Annotated in this window: 14 protein-coding genes; 2 read left to right on the forward strand and 12 right to left on the reverse strand. The window is 29.7% G+C overall.

Features of this window, described 5'->3' with window-relative positions:
- Nucleotides 1–318: 318 nt before the first annotated feature.
- From Q0731_RS10205 to Q0731_RS10240, 8 genes are all read right to left on the reverse strand, one after another.
- Nucleotides 319–2,211: a DUF349 domain-containing protein gene (locus Q0731_RS10205; RefSeq protein WP_299063561.1), complete on the reverse strand. Its 1,893-nt coding sequence runs from the start codon at nucleotides 2,209–2,211 to the stop codon at nucleotides 319–321.
- A 529-nt stretch (nucleotides 2,212–2,740) separates the two neighbouring features.
- Nucleotides 2,741–5,212: an EcoAI/FtnUII family type I restriction enzme subunit R gene (gene hsdR, locus Q0731_RS10210; protein ID WP_299063564.1), complete on the reverse strand. Its 2,472-nt coding sequence runs from the start codon at nucleotides 5,210–5,212 to the stop codon at nucleotides 2,741–2,743.
- 212 nt (nucleotides 5,213–5,424) lie between these two features.
- Nucleotides 5,425–6,873 (reverse strand): RNA-binding domain-containing protein, encoded by a 1,449-nt coding sequence (locus Q0731_RS10215; protein WP_299063566.1) that lies wholly within the window; start codon nucleotides 6,871–6,873, stop codon nucleotides 5,425–5,427.
- 18 nt (nucleotides 6,874–6,891) lie between these two features.
- On the reverse strand, nucleotides 6,892–8,082 hold the full coding sequence (locus Q0731_RS10220; RefSeq protein WP_299063569.1) for a restriction endonuclease subunit S: 1,191 nt from the start codon (nucleotides 8,080–8,082) through the stop codon (nucleotides 6,892–6,894).
- Entirely contained in the window at nucleotides 8,083–9,537 is a 1,455-nt protein-coding gene (locus Q0731_RS10225) for an N-6 DNA methylase (RefSeq protein WP_299063572.1), read from the reverse strand.
- Nucleotides 9,538–9,719: 182 nt separating this feature from the next.
- A complete protein-coding gene (locus Q0731_RS10230; protein ID WP_299063577.1) occupies nucleotides 9,720–10,478 on the reverse strand; it encodes a shikimate dehydrogenase in 759 nt (252 codons plus the stop codon).
- Nucleotides 10,459–11,466: a DUF368 domain-containing protein gene (locus Q0731_RS10235; protein ID WP_299063580.1), complete on the reverse strand. Its 1,008-nt coding sequence runs from the start codon at nucleotides 11,464–11,466 to the stop codon at nucleotides 10,459–10,461. Before Q0731_RS10235 ends, Q0731_RS10230 begins: the two co-directional genes overlap by 20 nt.
- On the reverse strand, nucleotides 11,467–12,390 hold the full coding sequence (locus tag Q0731_RS10240; RefSeq protein WP_299063583.1) for a DUF368 domain-containing protein: 924 nt from the start codon (nucleotides 12,388–12,390) through the stop codon (nucleotides 11,467–11,469).
- A gap of 215 nt (nucleotides 12,391–12,605) precedes the next feature.
- On the opposite strand from Q0731_RS10240, the gene Q0731_RS10245 reads away from it, so the two are divergent.
- Nucleotides 12,606–13,472, forward strand: coding sequence for a YkgJ family cysteine cluster protein (locus tag Q0731_RS10245; protein WP_299063586.1), 867 nt, complete (start codon nucleotides 12,606–12,608; stop codon nucleotides 13,470–13,472).
- A gap of 192 nt (nucleotides 13,473–13,664) precedes the next feature.
- On the opposite strand, the gene Q0731_RS10250 is transcribed toward Q0731_RS10245, so the two are convergent.
- The 4 genes from Q0731_RS10250 to Q0731_RS10265 form a co-directional block, all read right to left on the reverse strand.
- Nucleotides 13,665–16,121 (reverse strand): M1 family metallopeptidase, encoded by a 2,457-nt coding sequence (locus Q0731_RS10250; protein WP_299063589.1) that lies wholly within the window; start codon nucleotides 16,119–16,121, stop codon nucleotides 13,665–13,667.
- 469 nt (nucleotides 16,122–16,590) lie between these two features.
- Complete coding sequence (locus Q0731_RS10255; protein WP_299063592.1) at nucleotides 16,591–17,100, reverse strand: DUF4252 domain-containing protein; 510 nt, start codon at nucleotides 17,098–17,100, stop codon at nucleotides 16,591–16,593.
- A gap of 25 nt (nucleotides 17,101–17,125) precedes the next feature.
- Nucleotides 17,126–17,413, reverse strand: a complete 288-nt coding sequence (locus Q0731_RS10260; protein WP_299063595.1) for a hypothetical protein — start codon at nucleotides 17,411–17,413, stop codon at nucleotides 17,126–17,128.
- A gap of 420 nt (nucleotides 17,414–17,833) precedes the next feature.
- Nucleotides 17,834–19,618 (reverse strand): T9SS type A sorting domain-containing protein, encoded by a 1,785-nt coding sequence (locus Q0731_RS10265; protein ID WP_299063598.1) that lies wholly within the window; start codon nucleotides 19,616–19,618, stop codon nucleotides 17,834–17,836.
- A 204-nt stretch (nucleotides 19,619–19,822) separates the two neighbouring features.
- On the opposite strand from Q0731_RS10265, the gene Q0731_RS10270 reads away from it, so the two are divergent.
- The gene (locus Q0731_RS10270) at nucleotides 19,823–21,280 is read left to right on the forward strand and encodes a S41 family peptidase (RefSeq protein ID WP_299063601.1); all 1,458 of its coding nucleotides are present in this window, start codon (nucleotides 19,823–19,825) and stop codon (nucleotides 21,278–21,280) included.
- The last annotated feature ends 16 nt before the right edge of the window (nucleotides 21,281–21,296 follow it).

The following is a 21,296-nucleotide window of genomic DNA, read 5'->3' on the forward strand; positions in this document are numbered from 1 at the left end:
GGACACAAAAAATGTGATTTTTGTGTCCTTTTTTAATCTTGAAAGTAATTTAATGTACTACTTCTGAAAGTGCCTAATTTTCTTTTATATCTGTTAAATTAATTTTAACGTCACAAATTGTGTCTTAAAAAAACTCGAAGCTTTGCCTCGAGTTTTTTGTTTAAAATATGTAAAATAAGAATATTTATTCTAAATAATTTTTGTGAATCCTTATAATTAAGGAATCTATATTAAATAACCTACTTTAGATTCCTGCCTTCGCAGGAAAGACAGACTACAAATAAATTTGTAAAAACAGGTAATTGTAATAAACCTTTCTTAATAATCTAACTTCTTAATATAGCTCAACTTCTTTTTCCAGATGGCTAAATCTTCTTTAAAAGCTGCTACACTATTTTTCACATTCAACACCAAAGGATTATCATCTTTCGCATTCGAAAAGAAACCTAAATTATTTTCTAATTGCTGAATCTCTTTCACAACCTCATCAATCTTCTTTCTAATAAATAATTGTTCAGAATCTAATTTTCTAACATCTTTCGCTTCTGCTAAACTATCTACAACATGTGTAAATTTTAACATGCTAATTTCCTCTTTATCCAAATCTAAACTACCTAAAGCTCTGTCAATTAATTTGTTAAATTTACTATCAACATGCCTTGCATCTCTTGGTAAAATCCCTAAAGTTTTCCAAGTATTAATAATTTCAAAAATCTTCTCTTTTGTTGGTTCTTTTAACTCTTTAACCGTTTCTAAAAAGGCTTTTTTAGCATCTACAACTGCTTGTTGCTCTTTGTTAAGTGCATTTTTTTGAGCGTGAAATCTATCAAAATAATGATTACAAGCTGCTTTAAAACGTTTCCAAATATCATCTGAAAATTTACGTGGTACATGACCAATTTTTTTCCAATCTGCCTGAATTTTCTTCAACGTATTTGTGGCAGACTCCCAGTCTTCACTATCTTTTAAAGACTCTGCCAACTCAATCAACTCAATTTTTTTCTTTAAATTATCTTGTTGTTCACTTTTTTCGTGCTTGTAAAACACATTTTTAGCACTATTAAATTTTTTAGTAGCTGCTTTAAATTTTTGCCAAACCTCTTCACTTTTAGAGTATGGCAGTTTCCCTGCATTAAAATACTCTTGCCTTAAAGCCTCAACCTCTTTAATACTTTTTTGCCAATCGTTGTGCGTTTTATTAGTAGAAGTATCATAAGCATTTAGCTTTTCTACAACCACTAATTTCTGCTCTATAATTTCTTGATATTTAGAACGCATTTCTCTAAAATGATCGTGCCTTCTATCATGAATTACCTTAGTCACTTCACTAAATTTTTGCCAAACAGTCTCTCTCATGTCTTTAGAAACTGGTCCAATATCTTCTTTCCAAGTTTTATGTAACTCTTGCAAAGCTTTAAAAGCAACATTAACATCTGGTTCTGCAGCTAAAGCCTCTGCTTTTAATATAATTTTTAGTTTCTCCTCTAAATTATGCTTAAAATCTAAATCTCTAAAATCGTTACTTAAATGCAATAAATCGTAAAAACGCTCTACATGATGATGGTAAATTTTCCAAGTATCATTGTAATGATTTTTAGAAACAGGTCCAATTGTTCTCCAGGTATCTTGCAACCCTTTAAACGTTTTGTACATGGTTGCTGTATCTGCATTGTCAATTAAATCTTTTAATTGCTCAATCACAGAAAGTCTTTTTTCTAAATTAGTAGCTAATTGCTTTTCTAAATCATTATAATATGCATCTCGTTGTTTCTTATAATCAGATAATAACGCATTATAATCTGTTTTAATAGAACTCGAAAACTGAAAATCGATAGCATTTCCTCCTTCTTCTAAAAAAGCCGCTTTTTTTGCTGCTATTAAAGCACCAAATTGTTGATTAAAAGCATTTTTAATACCATCAACTTCACTTTTTATTTTATGAACAGCATTATTAGAAAGTGTTTTTTTAAGCACAGCTACCAATTCCTCTAAAGATAATTTAGAATAATCTACAGTAGCAACTTCCTCTTTAGTTGTTTCTTTTTCAGCATCTTCTGCCATCGATTTTTCAATCTCTTCCACAGCATCTTCAGTATCATCCACTGCTGCTACAGTTTCTTTGGCAACTTCATCAACTTTAGTGGTTTCAGGTTCAATTGCTACTACTTTACTTTCCGTTTTTTCAACGTTTTCATCATTATTATCTAACATATCTACAATGTTTAAGGTCTGTACTTTAGTACTAATTTAGGTCGATAAAGATAGTTACAACTTGGTAAATTGGCAAACTATCTAAGAATTAAAAATCTACACACATATTTTGGGTGTTCCCTAAAAAGGTCGGGCTTTACACTATATCTTTTTGCGAAAAGCAAAAAAGATAAGCCTGTCTTGAGCGAAGTCGAAAGGTTTCAATCCCTAACGCTGCTTGTTTGCCAACTTATTAACTTCTTTAAATTCGCATTCTTTAATTAGTTTTTATTTTGTTTCATAGTTATTATCAACCATTTTATATAAGATATCTAACCTACTTTTAGCAAGAACTTTTCTAATTAAAACTAACGTTTATTTTATGAATTATCTTTGCCTAAAGCACTAAAACCCTTTTTTTTTAGATACATGGTTTTACATTTAATTACTTTTTATATCTATGGAAAAGACATGCTCTTTTGCAATTTTTGACGTAGCATTCGCTTTAGCGAATTACGAATGTGTATAGCTTTGAGCGTTGGCTTTCATTCTAAATTGCTCTTTCTTGATATAAGTATTCTTGAAATCCAATAAAGGTTTCTCTAATCGACCTAATATCTCCTAATTCACGTTTTGCATCTGTTATTGCTTTGTATTTCAATTCTAATAAATTTGGTAGTTTAGAATCGTCCAATTCATCAACCCCTTCTTTTACGTATTGTTCTAATACAAAATTTAAAAATTCTTGTTGCTTTGAATTATAATCATTCATTTGAATTTTAGCTTTACCTGCTCTTTCTAATCTTGGAACAAGGTCTTTATGATACGCCACATAACTTAATACATCAAAAAGGTCGCTATCTTCTCCGTGAATTAAATTTCTTAAATCTTCTAACTGAGAATTTGTGTATCCCTTTTCGCTAAGTTCTTCTAACAATTTTTTACGTGTACTTGGCACGCTCCAAAGTTTTCTTAATTGATTTTCGTCTGTAAAAAATGATGGTAAATCTCCAAATAACTGCTCAATAAACTGTGTAGAAGAAATTGGTTTACCTGATGGACTCCAAAACGAAGTCTTTACCATTGAATCTATTTCTCTTTCTTTATTATCTGAAAGTTTTACTCTTATCATGGCTCTTGGTGGTGTTTCACACACACAAGGTATATTATCACATTCTGCACAAGCTTCTTCTGGTGGTGTCTCACAAATACAAGATGCTTCTCCACAAACAGCACAAACTCTGGTTCTGCCACCACTTTCATCATCATTAGGAATTTCTGGTGGTAATGGGTCTCCATCCCATTCTGGGTCTTGAAAGTGTTCGTGCGCTTTTACAAAATCAAATAAGGTAAAATAATCTTTACCATCAAAAAGACGTGTTCCTCTACCAACAATTTGTTTGAATTCTACCATAGAATCTACAGGTCTTAATAAAACGATGTTTCTAATTTCTGGCGCATCTACACCTGTACTTAATTTTTGTGAAGTAGTTAAAACTGTAGGAATACTTTTCTCATTATCTTGAAAATCTCGTAAATGTTGTTCTCCATTTTTACCATCGTCTGCAGTTACTCTGTGGCAATAATTGGTGCTTTTACTATTAGAAAATTGATTGATTAAATCTCTAATTAAAGCTGCATGTTTTTGAGTTGCACAAAAAACTAACGATTTTTGATTTTGATTTATCAGTTCTAAAAACTTTTTAACTCTGTATGCTTCTACCTGTTGTATGATAATTTTTCTACCATAATCTCTATACGTAAATGTGTCTCCAATTTCAACTTCGCCGTGTAAAATTACATCATCTTTGGTAACTGTATATTCATCATAATTGGTTTGTATTTCTTTTACCTTAAAAGGCGTTAAGAAACCATCATTAATACCATCTTTTAACTTGTAAGTATAAATTGGGTCGCCAAAATAATCATAAGTATCTGCATTTACGTCTCTTTTTGGTGTTGCTGTTAAGCCTAATTGAACTGCTGGCGAAAAATGTTTCATAATTTCACGCCAAGAACTTTCGTCTCTTGCACCTCCTCTATGACATTCATCTATAATTATAAAATCGAAAAAATCTTTTGGATATTGACCAAAATTGAAGTCTTCTGTATTGTAAACAATTGGCGATTCTGCAGCTATTGGTAAATTTTCATCTTCGTTTTCTTCTTCATCTTCATTTTTAGCATTGGTCATAAAAGTTTGGAAAATTGTAAAAAATAAATTACCATTTTTAGGTACTTTTCCTTTCTTTTTTATTTCTGATGGTTTAATTCTTACTTTAATATTTTCATCAATTACATCAAAAGCACCAAAAGAGTTAAAAGCTTGGTCTGCTAATATGTTTCTATCTGCTAAAAATAATATTCTGGGTGCTCTACTTGCATCTCTTTTTAAATTCCATTTTGCATGAAATAATTTCCAAGCAATTTGAAAAGCAATGGCTGTTTTTCCTGTTCCTGTTGCTAAGGTTAATAAAAGTCTATCTTTTTTCTCTGCTACTGCTTCTAATACTTTAGCAATGGCATTTTGTTGGTAATATCTGGGTTGCCAAGTACCTCCTCTATCTTCAAAAGGAATGGTAAACAAACGCTCTTTCCAATTAGCAATTTCTACTTTATAGGCTTCTTTTGGTGTTGGGTAGGTCATTTCCCAAAGTTCGTCTGGTGTTGGGTATTTAAAAACCTCACCTTCTGTGGCTTCGTCTAAATCCATACCATACATACGCAAGCCATTGGTTGCATAGGTATATCTAATATCTAAACGTTCTGCATATTCTTTGGCTTGACTAACACCATCTGTGTAATATAAGTCTCTTTTTTTAGCTTCTACAACACCAATTCTTCTGTTTTTGTATTCTAATACATAGTCTGCAAATAATGGTTTTGCTCTTCTGTTTTGACCTATTAAACGCCCTTTTGTAATAGGAAACTCTAAACGTAATCTACTGCCTTCTACAATACCCCAACCTGCTTTTCTTAAAGCGGGTTCTATTAAATCGTGTTTGGTTTGTGCTTCGTTCATTTATTTCTTTTTCTTTAAAAATCAAATAACCATCAAATAAGATAATCACATAAGTATCACATAAGCATCACATAAAAAAGTACTGATTATCAGGTTTTTAAAATAAAAAACAACATAATTATCACATAAGCGTCACATAAAAAAGTACTGATTATCAGGTTTTTAAAATAAAAAACAACATAATTATCACATAAGCGTCACATAAGAAATATTTATGCCCAAAATGGAATATAACTAGCATACTTTCTAGAATTGCTCTCAGGATTATCTTCCTTTATTGCATTTGTTTCTAAAGCTTCTTTTATAATTCTAGAAGCAATAGAATAATTATGGCTTTTAATTTTAAAACGGTCTCTTAAACTTTCATTACTCATTTTTTCGTTAGAAACATATTTTAAACAAGCGTGTTGATAACAAGCTCTAACCCTCTCTTTTTTATCTAATTTTTTTAAACCTCTATAACTAAAAAGAGTAACAGTAGTTCTATGCTCTTGTACTTTTACTTGTATTGGTGGTAGTTGATATAATTCATTGTAAAATATAACTTTATCTAAACCACTTCCTTTTTCTTCACAAAAACGCATTCTTCGCATAATATCTGCCAAAATTTCGTTTCTTGAAATATAGGAATCTATAAATCTGTCTGGTGTAATTAAAGGGTCTCCAGGGTTTGATATTTCTATTCTATCAGAAAAAATTTCAATCATAGGAAATCCTTTTACTAAAAAATCTTGATGAATTAAGGCATTTGCAATTAACTCTCTAATGGCAATTTCTGGATACATGCGTGAATCTTCACGCAATACTTTACCAATTTCTTCATTGGCAGGAAGCTGCCCATTTACCCAATTTACCAAACCAAAAAAACCTAAAGCATAACCTTTAACACCTATTTGTTCTCTTTCTGTTTCTACCTTGTTTTTTCCTTTGTATTTAATAACTCGAATACTTTTTCTTGATAGCAAGTCGAAATCATTTAGGTTTTTAGCAAAAAGTATGGCTCCTAAATTGGTAATTGCAATGCCTGTTTTCGTCTTTTTTACTAATTTTTCTTCTATAAATCGATTGATAATACCATTTTGGTCTTTAGGGAAAGGAATTTTCATTAAATCGAAATAAGTTTCTGTACTTAACAGGCTTACAACATCTGCGTTAGACAAGTTGTCTTTTGCAATATCTTTTTCGAACGATATTTTTCGTTTGCGCCATATTTTAGCTTCCTTATCTGGAAAATCTTCTAATTTTCTGGTAATAGAACCAACACGTATGAAGGCTTGTTGCATAAAATGTACAGGACGTTCTTTGGTTGCTGGTATAATGTAAAGTGAAATGTGTTTGTCTGCATCATAAGCAAACTCAACAACCTCAAAATCTATACGTGGGTCTAAACGTTGTGCCAACCAATGTTCTAATTCTTCTTTGCCTTTTTTATGCGATTTTGCTTTAAAGTTTGTACCAATTATTTTGTGTGTATTGTCTTCTATACCAAATATTAAATAACCATACTCTTGCCCATGAATGCAAGCACCATTAGACAACGCAGAAAGACGCTCGCCAATTTCTTGGGGCGAATGAAAGTTGTGTTTAAACTCTACCCACTCACTCTCATTAGGTTGTTTAACCAGTTCATTTAATAAGGCTTTTAATTGGCTTGTATTCATAAAAGTAAAAATACTAATTTAAGCAATAATTTCTTTTTGTGTCAATTCTCCTGCAAATGCTTTTTGTAAAATGGATTTTTTTAGTTCTTCTAGGTCTTTTAGTTTTTTAACATAATTAGCTTCAATTTGGGTTGTTTGTTTATTTAGCTTTACCATCTTTGGTACAATTTCTTTCTGATTTTTAATACTTGGAAACGAAATTTTTATTTTTCTTAAATCAGCATTATACAACCTTGAAATTGTAGCACCTTTAGACGGATTCCAATCACAAACTCCATAAAACTGATATAAATATTCATTAGTTACTAATTCTTCTTTATTATCAATCCAAACTATGTTGGAATCCTGAAAATATGCTGGTTCTCCATTATAAATTACTCTTCTTCCAATTGTGCCAGAAGCAGAAATTAATATATCTCCTTTTTTTGGAAAAGAATATTTACTTCTAAAATCATCATAAATTTCTTTAGAAATAAAAGCATTTGGTTCTTTTCCAAACGTACCAATTTTATAAAATGGAATTTCGCCATCTGGTGTGGTTTGCTTTTTTAAAATTCTTTTACACATAGAAACTTTACCTAATTCCCCCAAACTTTTCTCTTCCCAACTCTCACCTTTTTGACTAAAAATATTATTTAGTTTAGATTGAAACAACTCTTTTGCGTTTGCTATGTTTTTTTCAATATTGGCTTTGGCTTGGTCTATGGCTATAAAAGCTTTGTCTAATAGGGCTACGATTTGTTTTTGTTCTTCAAGTGGTGGTATTGGTACATCAATTTGTTTTAAAACTTTTACAGATGCCACATTTTTTATTGCTGCACCAACAGTATTTTCTTGTATTCTTTCATCAAAATCAGGACTACTCATCCAATATTTGAGATATTGTACATCCAGGAAATCTTTAGGTGTGAGTTTTAATAGAGCTTGGTTAATAATACCCCTTTTTACATTTTTTGGTACAATAGCGACTTTCCCCATTGTGCCTGAACAACTCATAATCAAATCGTTTGACTTAAGTTCAAACCTTTTCATTTCGTTGAACTTCTCCTGATCCACGAAATATCTTATTTCTGAAAATTGGTCATAGATTGCATGTTGTTGTTCATAAACAGCATAACCCTTTTCAACAAAACAGCTTTTCTTTAGACTGCCGCCAAATGGACCTCTAACAAAATCACAAACCTCTCCAAATTTCTTAAGTTGAATCATTTAGATTAGTTCTTTAATTTGGTTAAGTATAGTATTTGTTTCAGCATCCAAACTTTCCATTTCTGCTAAAATAACGTCAGGACTTCGTAAAGGTGCTTCTTCTGGTGTGTTTGGGTTTTTGGTAGATAAATCAAAAGTGGTTTCATCAATATCAGAAACTTTTAAATTCCATGATTTTTCACTTTCAACTTTTGTTTTTTGTAAGGCTACAAACTCTTCCATATCCTTATCATTTAAAGGATTGGTTTTTCCCATTTTTCGCCCAGGATCTAATTGGTAATACCAAATCTTTTTGGTGGGTTCTCCTTTCTGGAAAAACAACACTACAGTTTTAACACCTGCACCTGTAAAAGTTCCTCCTGGTAAATCTAAAATAGTGTGTAAGTTGCAACTTTCTAATAGTAATTTACGCAAAGCTACAGATGCATTGTCTGTATTGCTTAACACTGTGTTTTTAATTACCACAGCTGCTCTACCACCTGTTTTTAAACTTTTTATAAAGTGTTGCATAAACAAGAAAGCAGTTTCTCCTGTTTTTATATCAAAATTTTGCTGAACTTCTGGTCTTTCTTTTCCGCCAAAAGGCGGATTTGCCAAAATAACATGGTATCTGTTTTTTTCTTGTATGTCTCTTATATTTTCGCCTAAAGTATTGGTGTGTATAATATTTGGGGCTTCTATGCCATGTAAAATCATATTCATAACACCAATTACATACGCTAAATTCTTTTTCTCTTTACCATACAAAGTGTTTTCTTGTAGCGTTTTTAGATTGTCTGTGTTTTTTTCCATGCGTTTGTACATGTAATCATACGCTTCTACTAAAAACCCACAAGAACCTGCTGCTGCATCATAGACTTTTTCGCCTATTTTTGGGTCAACCACATTAATCATGGCTCTAATTAGTGGTCTTGGTGTGTAGTATTGCCCACCATTTCTACCTGCATTCCCCATGTTTTTAATCTTGGTTTCGTACAAGTGGCTTAACTCGTGTTTATCACTTGATGCACGAAAAGGAAGTTGGTCTGCGTATTCTAAAATTTCTCGCAAGTTGTAACCAGATTGTATTTTGTTTTTTAGTTCAGAAAAAATTTCGCCAATTTTATATTCTATGGTATTTGCATTGTCTGCTTCTTGTTTAAACTTTGCCAAATAAGGGAATAGTTTGCCATCTACAAATTGTACCAAATCAACCCCAGTCTTTGCTTTATGGTGGTCTAATTTACCCTCTGCATCTTTTGGCATTGCCCAGTTTGGCCAGCGAAATTCTTCATCTAAAATAAAACTGTAGTCTTCTCCTTTTAATGCTGCTTCGTCTGCTTTGTCTTGTTCTAATTCGTCTAAGTAACGCAAGAACATAACCCAAGAGGTTTGACCTATATAATCTAATTCGCTATCAGACCCAGAGTCTTTGTAAAGTAGGTCGTCTATATTTTTAAATGTTTGTTCGAACATATATTTTATTTCTTCTTTTTATAGCTTTAATTGAATATTAGCTAAAATAAGACTTTAGTTCTAAAAGTAATAGATTTAATAAAAAAAACAAATGTGCTATTTATATAGCTGCTTTTTTAAGTATAAATTTTCAATTTGGAAAAGATGTTCTTTATTCTAAACAACAAGTCATTTAACAAGAATTACCCCTTATTCCAAATTCTCCAAGACTCTTCTGCTTGCAGTTGTAACATTTCGTAGCCATTTTTTATCGTAGCTCCTTTTTCTTTTCCTTTTGCTAAAAAAGTAGTTACTTCTGGGTTGTAAATTAAATCGTACAACAAATGATTTTCTGTTAAAAATTGATATGGAATATCAGGACATTTATCAATATTTGGCGATGTACCAACAGGAGAACAGTTTACAATAACTTGATATTTCTCCATAACTTTCTCAGTAATATCTTGGTAAGAAATTTGTTTTTTACCTTCTGGCTTTCTAGACACAAACTTACATTTAATTCCGTTCTTTTTAAAAGCATACGCAACTGCTTTAGAGGCACCACCAGTTCCTAAAATTAAGGCTCTTTTATGCTGCTTTTTTATCAACGGAAAAATTGATTTTTCAAAACCTACAACATCAGAATTATAGCCTTTTAAATTGCCTCTTTTTGTAAATTTAATGGTATTTACAGCACCAATTTCTTTGGCAGTTGTATCTAACTTGTCTAGATATCGCATCACATCTTCCTTGTAAGGAATGGTTACATTAATACCTGCTAAAGTTTTTCCTCCTTCTTCAATAACCGCAGGAAAATCTTCTATTTTCTGAAGATCAAAATTGACGTACTTGTTCTTTTTTAAACCTAATTTGTTAAACTTCTCTGTAAAATATCCGCGTGAAAAAGAATACTCAATATTTTTTCCTAACAAACCAAACACTTTATTTTTTATTTCTCCCATAAAAATCTATTACTAAAATTAATGCTATACCAATTATAATATAAAAAATTGCAAACCAAGTTTCTGAATTTGAAAAATCAGGCACAAAGCGTTGGTAATTTTCTATGATGTTATTTCCTTTTTTATCAATTAAAAACTGCCCATTTTCTTGCAAATAAATGGCTTTTTTCCAAGGCCAAACAATACCTAAAGAACCTGTAATAAAACCAATAATTACAGCATTTACTATTTGATAATAACGTTTTAAAACATACCCTAAAACGTGACTAATAGAAACCAAACCAAATGCAGAACCTACTGTAAAAACACTAATTATTTTTAAATAACGTACTTTAATTGGGTCTGATAACACCTTAAAATCTCCCGATAAAAGACTGGCAATTACACTAGACAATACGTTTACAGAATCGACCAATAACAATACGTAATTACCCAATAAAATCAAAATAAAAGAACCAGAAAGCCCAGGAAGAGTCATGCCAGAAACACCTATAATTCCGCAAACAAAAACAAACCAAAGGTTATCGTTTTCTGTGGCAGGAGTTAAAAAACTGATTCCAATTCCAATAGCTACTCCAATAATTAATGAAAATATATTTTTAAAATTCCAATCGCCAAAATCTTTACCAATATAATAAATAGAGCCAATAATCATCCCAAAAAACCAACTCCAAACATAGAGTTCATAGTTTACTAAAAAATAATCTAACACTAAAGAAATACTAAAATAACTAAAAATACTGCCTCCCATTATTAACAATAAAAAAGAGCCATTTACATAGTTGTAAAAACTTTTAAAGCGTCCGTTTAAAAGCAATTTAAACGCTTTTAAATTTACTTTTCTAAAGGAGTAAATTAATTCTTCATAAAAACCAAACACAAAAGAAACGGTTCCGCCAGAAACCCCAGGTACTTTATTTGCTGCACCCATTGCCAAACCTTTTAAAAAAAGGTAAACTTTATCAATAAAAGTTCTTTGTTTTTGCATTTACTTTTTGTGAACTGCTAATTTTTCCATGCCTAAAATAATCAGAAAACCAACAATTGCTAACACAATTGCCATGGTTAATTGTGCATCTCCATCAAAAGAAAAAGGACTCACACTTTGTTGATTAAAGGGTACTTTTACTCCATGAGAATTTGTACGCCAAGTTAAAGTCTCTTTCCAAGGCCAAATTTTATTTAACGAACCGATTATAAAACCAGTTAAGGCAGCTAAAGTGTAGTTTTTATAATTTGCAAATAACCATTTTAATACTTTAGAAAAACTTAACAAACCAACAATTGCTCCCAAACCAACTACTGCTATTGTTTTTAAATCTCTATCATTTACCGCTGTTAAAATAGGTTTGTAAGCACCTAGTAAAACTAAGATAAAAGCTCCTGAAATTCCGGGTAAAATCATAGCACAAATAGCTATTGCACCAGCTAAAAATAGAAAGGGTAAAGAAGAACTTTCTGATACCAAAGGATTTAAAGTTGTAATATAATAGGCTAAAAATGCTCCTAAAATTAAAACGATAAATGAAATAGCATTCCATTTTGTAATTTGTTTAGCAATATAAATGATACTTGCCAAGACCAATCCGAAGAAAAAAGACCACAACAAAATAGGCTCATTTTCTAATAAATATTTAATTGCTTTTGCTAAAGAAACAATACTTATAAAAATCCCGATAAATAAAGCTGCTAAAAAACTACCATTTAATTGTGTCCAAGCTGCTTTTAAACCTTCTTTTTTTAACGTTTTAAATAAACCAAGATTTACGTTACTAATAGAACCCAACAATTCTTCATAAATACCAGATATAAATGCAATTGTACCACCAGAAACACCAGGAACTACATCTGCTGCACCCATTGCCATTCCTTTTAAACCAATAACCAAATAGTCTTTAATATTTCTACTCATTTCAATTTCTATTTAAGAAAAACGAAGATAATAGAAATTTGAATAAAAAAAGAGATCTCCTTTTTAATTTGACTTGTTTATAACATCATCCTGTAATAAGTATTTTTTTTTTGCAGATTTAGCTTTTCATTTTTAAATTAAAAAAAAACAACTTTTACTATATTAGCAGCCATTTTCTTTGCTATATTGACAAGTAAAAAGTATCATCAACTAAAATGCAAACTACAAAACTTAGTTCTCAAAGTGTATTGCCCCTCACCTGCTCAAGATCTGGAACTTGTTGTTTTGGGAAAGCTGTAATGTTAAATCCTTGGGAATTGCATTGTTTTAGCAAAGAAAAAAAGAGAACTCCTAGAGAATTTAGAGATTTGTATACTGATTTTGGTGGTATTCAATTGCTTTTTGATGGTAAACAAGATAAAAAAGGACAACAAGCTTGTAGCCAATATGTAGATAATTTTGGTTGTAGCGTTCATTTAGGCAGGCCTTTAGCTTGCAGATTGTATCCTTTAGGTCGTCAAATACAATTTGATAAAGCACAGTATATTTTTGAAGGTGAAACATTTCCTTGTTTAACAGATTGTGCTGAAGTTTTAACCTTGCCTAAATTAAGTGTTGGTGCCTATTTAAAAGGACAAGGTACAGGTCCTTTTGAAAAAGCACAAGATGAATATTTAATTGTGATGCAAAACATTGCTGACATTGCTTTTGAATTGTTATTAGATTCTGGTTTAGCAGCATCTAAAGAAACAAAAACATTGGCTGCTTGGAGAAAAATCGGAAACGAAACCCCAGAATTTTTAGCGAAAAGAATTGGTAAAGAATGGATAGATTGTTTGATGATTCCTGAAATAACCAATGAAACTGATAACCCAACCACTTTTGCACATAAACACAATGAAATACTGCTGTTAAAAGCCCAAGAAAAATTTGGAAGCATACAAACACATCAAGAATTGTTAGAAGCATCTGTTTTAATGATTGCTATTGCTTTGCATTTGGCTAAAGGTTTGGGTGCAAACCCTAAAGAAATTTTAGACCATTGGATAGAAATTGCTAAAAACAATGGTGCTGAAGAGTAGATTTTATTTAGAATACTTTATTTGTGCTAGTATCAAATGATACTATCACAAAAATAATAATTTTAAACTAACATATTCTGAAGTATAATTTTTTAAGTCTTTTTGATATGGTTAGCCATCTGTTTGATTTAATAATCTTTACTAATAAATAAGTTAAGTAACTAAAAAAACATATAGCTACATATAAACTACCTACAACAACTTTGCCATTGCTTCTTTAATGATTTCAGCGTTTCTAATTCTATTAGGTGTATTTTCCTTTTTTTGATCTTGTATCATATTACGCATTAAATTAATTACCACTTTATCAAAATTATACGATTTGTATTGATTTCCTTTTTCGACCATATCATTTACTAAATTCTGAATTGCTTCACTATTATCACTTTCAGAAATTTGTGTGAATGCTTTTTGATACATGGCTTTTGTGGAATCATCTCCATTTAAAAACATACCAGACAATACATTTTTGGCTATAAAAGGCAGTTCTTTTTCGTCTTTTTCTTCAATATAAATACGTGTTAAAGGCGTTGCTAAAATTTTTCTAACAGCATCTGGTAATTCTTTAGATTTTGCAATTGCCAATGGTTTGTCTATATAATACATTGCCACCAAACCTTTTCCTAATATTGAGTAAGACTTACTTTGTAAAGCTTTTTCAAAAATTGGTTTTAATGTTGGATCTGTTAACTTGCCTAAGGTTTCAATAGCTGCTGCTTGTACCAACGTTTTTTCATCTTTTTTAACAATCTGTTTTATTTTTTGAATGGCATCTTTTTTAGAAAACTTATTAATTAAATCTATTTTTTCTAAAGCTAGTATTCTAATTTTATAAGATGGATCACTCATGGCAGCTTCAACGGCTTCAAAAGCTTCTTTATCTTCTTGTTTTTTAACTACTTCTAACAAAGCCTCTCTGCTGTGGGCATAATTTTCTGCATTTTTTAATTGAAAAAGATAATCGCTAAAAACCTTGTTTTCTGTAATTTCACACAATAATACACCATCTGCATTTATTTGTATATAGGTTGGTTCTTTATTGTATGGAAATGTAAAAGAGGCATCATTACCGTTAACAAAAACCTGGTGTCTTGTTCTTTTTCCGTCTTCAAAAATATCAATTGCCAAAGGGAATTTAAACTCAGTAACATTGTATTGTAATAAGTTTATGGTTACTTTTTTCTGTATGGTATTATAATCATAAGAAACATCAATTTTTGGATGACCAGCATTAAAGTACCATTGGTTAAAGAACCAATTTAAGTCTTTACCTGTAATTTTTTCGAAAACTAAACGCAATTGATGAACTTCTGCTGCTTTGTATTTATTTTCTGTTAAATAGGTTTTTAATCCTAAGAAAAAAGCTTCATCACCCAAATAATTACGTAACATGTGTAAAATAGCTCCCCCTTTATTGTAGCTTACTAAATCGAACATATCTTCTTTATCTACATAGTCAAAACGCACTAAATGTTTATCTTCATCTTGTCCGTTTAAATATGCTTGTCGATCCTCAAACAAATGCATATTTGCGTTTAATTTTCCGTATTTATATTCTCTCCATAAATACTCGCTATAATTTGCAAAAGATTCGTTTAGAGTTAAGTTAGACCAGCTTTCTGAGGTTACTAAGTTTCCAAACCAATGATGAAAAATTTCATGTGCAATGGTATTTTCTTGTACATTTTCATCTATTAATTGGCCTGGAGTTTGGTATGCTTTTTCTCCATGAATTACTGCTGTTGTGTTTTCCATAGCTCCAGAAACGTAATCTCTACCAACAATCTGACTGTATTTATCCCAAGGAAACTCTACACCTAATATATCAGAAAAGAAACCTATCATTTCTGGGGTTAATCCAAAAATATCTTTTGCATAAGGTGCATATTCCTTTTCTACATAATAATCTACAGGAACATTTTTATAAGAATCTTTTACAATTTCATATTCTCCTATGCCCATAAAAAATAAATAGGGAGCATGTTTTTGATCCATTTTCCAATAATCTGTTCTGTTATTTCCGTTTTTGGTTTGGTTGATGAGTTTTCCGTTAGAAAGTGTTTGAAAATTATTGGGAACTGTAATATAAATTTCTTGGGTAGTTTTTTGATTGGGAGCATCAATTGTTGGAAACCAACAACTACTTGCCTCTGTTTCTCCTTGAGTCCAAATTTGCGTAGGTTTATTTTTATCTGCTCCATCAGCATTTATAAAATACAACCCTTTTGCATCTGTAATTGCTGCAGATCCTTTTTGTTTTACTTTTTCTGGTCTTGCAGTATACTTTATGTATACCGTAAATTCTTCGTTTTTTGTATATTTTTTTGGTAAGTCAATTATAATTTCTGCGTCATCATAATTGTACGCTAATTTTTTGTTATTTAAAGAAACCTCGTGAATCAACATTGCTTTTGCATCTAATGTAAATTTATCAGTTGCATAAAAATGAGGTTTTGCTGTGATCCAAGCTTCGCCATTCAATTGCTTTTTTGCAAAATTAAAATCGACCTTTAATTTGGTATGAATTAAATTATGAATTTTATCTTTTTCTGGTTTGTAGGTTGTATACGTTTGAGAAAAACTTAAGGAAGTTATCAATAGTAAAAGGAAAAATATCACTTTTTTAATCATGGTAAATGGTGCTTTCATAAGTTTCAAAAGTAAGAAATATAAATAGTGTGTTCGTTAATGAGTAGTTAAAATAGCGTTTAGCGTTCAGTTTATTGTTTCAGTTTGCAGTCTCAGATTTCAGTCTCAGTTTACAGTCTCAGTTTTCAGTCACAGTTTACAGTCTCAGTTTACAGTCTCAGTAAAATAGAAAAGAAAACAAGGTTTATTAAACTTTACTCAAAAAAAACTCAAAATTGTCACTTCGAATGCAATGAGAAGTCACATAAAAATGATAATACTGAGTAACTTTGTGCAATTTCTCCTAAAAAAATCGAAATAACAAAACTCTATGAAGACCAAAATTAAATAAAAATTAGAATATCAATTTTAACAAAATGTAGATAATTTACCACTGCAACTGTTAACTAACACTGTTAACTACATACTATAATAAGGCTACTTCCCTTTAAAAATGGTAGTAAATTGTTTTAATTTTAGTAGTTTTTATCTATTTTCCTGTAGCAAAAGTATCTGCTAATTCAGACATTTTGTTGATATCTATACTACCTGTTAAAGAAACAAGTGTGGCTTTTAATTTATTTTCGGCATTTTTCTGATCCCCTTTCATAAACATCAATACTTCACTAACATAATCTTTATTTTCTGTAGCTTTTACATAAATTTTAACTCTAGAATTTTTGTCTTTAACACGCATTAATTCTGTTAAATTTCTGGTCTTAATAAAACTACTAATCATCCCATCCATTTTGGTTGCAGCTGCTCCATTATCAGTAGAAAAAACTTTTAACTCATTCAATTCTTGTATCATTTGAAACACTTTTATGGCTTCATTATCGTTTACTTGTGCATTTTTAAATTTAGAGATCATTTCAAAAGCATCTTTAGTAACCACAACCAAATTTACTCCATCCATGTCTTCTAAAGTATCAAAAAAAGATTGTGCATTTGTTATAATTGGGGCAATAATTAACACTATTAATATGGCTATTTTTTTCATCTGTTTTCTATTTATTATACGATAGTTATTTTAATATCTTTTTTACTGTGTTTTCATAGGTATACAAAGTTGCAACTGCTTGTTCGCCTTTTTTAAGCGTACTAGACAACAACTTTAAAGTACTAATTACCTGTTGATATTTTTGTTTTAAAAGGTATTTATCATATTGTTGCTTTACATAAAACAAAGTAAATAAAAACAGAATAAAACCAGCTATAAAATACCTTTTTAAGTTTCTTCTATGCCTATTAGATTTAAACTTAATTAATTTTGTATTCGTTCCGTTTTTAATTGTATCTAAATAAGTAGACATATGTTAATAATTGCAAATGTGATGCCAAAACTTGTTTTGTAAAATAATCACTTTAAACTTTTTTTATTGAATAGCAGTTTCTGCGTTTATATATCTTTTTTAATAATATCTATAAACCAGTTAACTAATAGTTTTACTTTTCATAATTTAAAAAAACGCTTTGCATTCAATAGGTCTTCTTTTAAAACAAAAAGTTTTTTTTTTACAAAACGAAAAATTTTATAAAACTTATAATATTTATAAAATGTATCTTTTTTTTGATATTAAATATATTAAAACTTTTTACTGATATAATTTAATTATTAAATGAAGATGATTTGCTAAGAGAAAATACATCCTAAAATTACTAAACAAATTTGCAATAAATTTAAATATAAGCAATTTTGATATTTACATATGTTAAATAAGAGAATAACGATACTATTCAATAAAGATTTTTTTTGTTAAAACAGCTCTTTTAACATCAAAAAATTTAATCAAATAGATACCTTTTTTAACATCTTTTAAATCGATTGAAATTAAAGATTGATTAGAAATATCTGTTTTGTAATAAATGTTTCCTAACATATCATAAATAACTAATTTTTGATATATATTTTCTTTATTTAACTTTATGTTAAATAAACCTGAGGAGGGTTGAGGATATATAAGTATTTTTTGATCTACTATTTTGGTAGGCGTAAGTGCTGGTTGATAAATACATGGATTAATTTTTTGTTTTTTTAAAAAAACATTGTGAGTTGAACTACCGTCTTTAAAGTCTGCAAACAAAAAGTTATTTTCTTGGTAGTTAATCTCTTTAATTACTCCTTTAAATTTTTCTATTTTTCTTTCTGAATTAAATATTTCTGTATCATTTATTCTTATTCTTTTAATATCTGGGTTTTTTAATTGTAAATTGTAGTCTCCCCCTTCAAAAATTTCAGCAGTAATTCCGTTTTCAAGAGCAACCTCTCTTTTTAAGGGGTTTAAATTTAAATCATCAATATATAATAATTCATCTTTAGGTTTAATAGCCGTTAAATTAATATTTATTTCTGCAAACTGATTAGGACATACTCTAGTAACCTTTATTTCAATACTATTATTTGGAATAGAGAATACATGATGATTATATAAAAAAGCATCTTTAAGATCATCATTACCAGTACTTGGTGTCATATCTAACAAAATATTTGTTTTATGCCCTAAACCAAGTTCTACTTCTGCTGTCACTAAAACACCATTTCTATTCACATCTGAATATAGACTTTTAAACTTTTTATCAAATCCAATAAATGTTCTAAATTCAAGGTATAAAGCTGTAACTGTTCCCACAATATTATTGGTTCCAAATGTAATTTGAAAAGTATTAGGCAAATCTATCTTTATGGTTTTAAGTTTATTATCAATCTTTTCATAAGGAAATAATTTACCATAACCTGATACAATATTTTTTATTTGAGAATTATTAAACCAATTTACACTTGCTTTTAAAGATGGAGAAATATGATTTGAATATTCATTGTTAGACATTATGCTAAAATAATTACCTGTAAAACTTGCTAAGCACTCTTCATTTACTGGGAAAACATTACTATCACAATTTATAGAACCATCATGACCAAAACCATATAAGTGTAATAATTCATGTGCTCCACCATACCAAGGGTTAGAATTGTTTATAATTTTTTCAATAAAATCATCTCTATCAGGATCTCTAAAATTAGCACTAGTAATACCAACTTGACCTCTACCAATATTAATACCTAGTTCTTGTACAAAAGGATTTCCTGTTTGAGAGGTAGCGCCTCCAGTTGATAAAATACCCTGTTCCGAATTTCTAATTAAAAAAATATCATCGTAATTAGAAAAATTAATTCCTTCTGTATTTTGTAAATTATACACATATTGCCAAACCATCTCTTTCCATTCTGCAACACTTGTACCATCAACAGGAGGTGCTATGTTGTACCAACCATATAAATCTCCAATAAATGCAGTTTTTTGATAAGACATTTCATTATATAAACTAGCAACACTCCCTTTAGCTGTTAAATCAAATAAAATCTGATTCATCATTTCTAATGAAGGTAAATCTACCTCAGGATCTCCTCCTGTGTGATCAATTAGTATAATAGCTACTTTATGTTCTGCTAAAGATTGAGCATAAAAATTATAAAAAGTAAAAAAGAACAATAAAATAAGAATAAAAAAGTTTTTCATAATAAAATTTAGTATTTGTAAATATAGTAAAACCTTAAATACTTGACAATGTATTTGTTAAGATTTATTTTTAAAACATAAAAGCAAATTATATTCTTAGGAAAAAAAATTAACCTAAGCTTAATTCAATATTTAATTAATATTACCTTTACATAAATAAAAATTGTAAACAGAATAAAAAACAGTTGGCAGATAACAATCAATATGAGAAAATTTATAAAAACAAGTTTATTAATAATTATAATATTTACAAATTCTTGTACTAAAGAGCATGAAATCCCTTCAAATATTGTAGAGCATGATTTTGTTTGGAAAGGATTAAACGCTTATTATTATTGGCAAAGTGATAAACCCGATTTAGCAGATACACGTTTTAGAAATCAAAATCAATTAAATGACTTTTCGCAAAGTTTTTCTTCACCAGAAGAAATTTTTGAAAATTTATTAAATAAATCGAAAGATCGTTTTTCTGTAATTGTAAATGATTATGTAGCTTTAGAAAATTCTTTTCAAGGACAAACTTTAAGTAATGGAATGGAACTTGCTGTTTTTCCTGAAAAAGATAATAGTACAAATATTTATGGTGTTGTTAGATATGTAGTACCTAATTCTGACGCTGCTGCGAAAGGTGTGTTAAGAGGCATGGTTTTTAATGCTGTTGATAATACGCAACTTACAACTAATAATTTTAGAAATTTATTATTTGGCTCTAATACAGATTACACCATTAATTTGGCTAATTTTAATGAAGGTAACCCTGTTTTAAATGGAAATTCTATTTCATTATCAAAATCTGATTTACAAGAAAACCCTGTTGCAATTGTAAAAACTTTTAATGAGGGTGCTCGTAAAATAGGCTATCTACTATACAATCAGTTTGCAAGTAATTATGATGCTGAACTTAATGCTGCTTTTGGAACTTTAAAAGCTAATGGTGTTACAGATTTAATTGTAGACTTGCGTTATAATGGTGGTGGATCTGTAAGAACAGCAACCTATTTAGGAAGCATGATTACCAAACAATCTAATGAAACTATCTTTTCTCAGCAAGTTTGGAATGAAAAAGTAATGAAAGTTATACCACCAAGTAATCTTGAAAATTATTTTACAGATCAAATTAGAAATATCGATGAAAATGGAGATGTTGTATTAGAAGAATCTATTAATAGCTTAAACCTTTCTAGCGTTTATTTTATTGTTTCAGAAAATACTGCCTCAGCATCAGAATTGGTTATAAATGCATTAAAGCCTTTTATTGATGTAATATTAATTGGTACAAAAACTGTTGGTAAACATGTGGGGTCAATTACTTTATATGATTCTGATAATTACAGAAAAAATGGTGCTAATTTTAACAGAACACACAACTATGCAATGCAAGCAATTGTGCTAGAAATAAAAAATTCTAAAGGAGAAAATAAACCTGAAGGTTTTGAACCTGATGCTGAAATAGCTGAGGATTTTGGAGAAAATTCTAACAACGTTAACTTGGGTGTTTTAGGAGAAAAATCTGATCCATTATTAAACAGAGCCATCAACTACATTAATAATGTTGCAAATGCTTTAAACAAATCATCAGTACCAAAAAGAAGAAAACAAATTACAAACTCTAAGCTAGAAAAACCTTTTGCGAATGAAATGTATGTAGACTTAAAAGACTAAAACCCTTAAAATTTAA

The organism is uncultured Polaribacter sp., assembly GCF_947497695.1.
Taxonomy (GTDB): Bacteria; Bacteroidota; Bacteroidia; order Flavobacteriales; family Flavobacteriaceae; genus Polaribacter.

Excerpts from the sequence above, each read along its gene's own strand:
- Q0731_RS10205 (WP_299063561.1), bottom strand. The coding sequence starts at position 2,211 with ATGTTAGATAATAATGATGAAAACGTTGAAAAAACGGAAAGTAAAGTA.
- hsdR (WP_299063564.1), bottom strand. The coding sequence starts at position 5,212 with ATGAACGAAGCACAAACCAAACACGATTTAATAGAACCCGCTTTAAGA.
- Q0731_RS10215 (WP_299063566.1), bottom strand. The coding sequence starts at position 6,873 with ATGAATACAAGCCAATTAAAAGCCTTATTAAATGAACTGGTTAAACAA.
- Q0731_RS10220 (WP_299063569.1), bottom strand. The coding sequence starts at position 8,082 with ATGATTCAACTTAAGAAATTTGGAGAGGTTTGTGATTTTGTTAGAGGT.
- Q0731_RS10225 (WP_299063572.1), bottom strand. The coding sequence starts at position 9,537 with ATGTTCGAACAAACATTTAAAAATATAGACGACCTACTTTACAAAGAC.
- Q0731_RS10230 (WP_299063577.1), bottom strand. The coding sequence starts at position 10,478 with ATGGGAGAAATAAAAAATAAAGTGTTTGGTTTGTTAGGAAAAAATATT.
- Q0731_RS10235 (WP_299063580.1), bottom strand. The coding sequence starts at position 11,466 with ATGCAAAAACAAAGAACTTTTATTGATAAAGTTTACCTTTTTTTAAAA.
- Q0731_RS10240 (WP_299063583.1), bottom strand. The coding sequence starts at position 12,390 with ATGAGTAGAAATATTAAAGACTATTTGGTTATTGGTTTAAAAGGAATG.
- Q0731_RS10245 (WP_299063586.1), top strand. The coding sequence starts at position 12,606 with ATGCAAACTACAAAACTTAGTTCTCAAAGTGTATTGCCCCTCACCTGC.
- Q0731_RS10250 (WP_299063589.1), bottom strand. The coding sequence starts at position 16,121 with ATGAAAGCACCATTTACCATGATTAAAAAAGTGATATTTTTCCTTTTA.
- Q0731_RS10255 (WP_299063592.1), bottom strand. The coding sequence starts at position 17,100 with ATGAAAAAAATAGCCATATTAATAGTGTTAATTATTGCCCCAATTATA.
- Q0731_RS10260 (WP_299063595.1), bottom strand. The coding sequence starts at position 17,413 with ATGTCTACTTATTTAGATACAATTAAAAACGGAACGAATACAAAATTA.
- Q0731_RS10265 (WP_299063598.1), bottom strand. The coding sequence starts at position 19,618 with ATGAAAAACTTTTTTATTCTTATTTTATTGTTCTTTTTTACTTTTTAT.
- Q0731_RS10270 (WP_299063601.1), top strand. The coding sequence starts at position 19,823 with ATGAGAAAATTTATAAAAACAAGTTTATTAATAATTATAATATTTACA.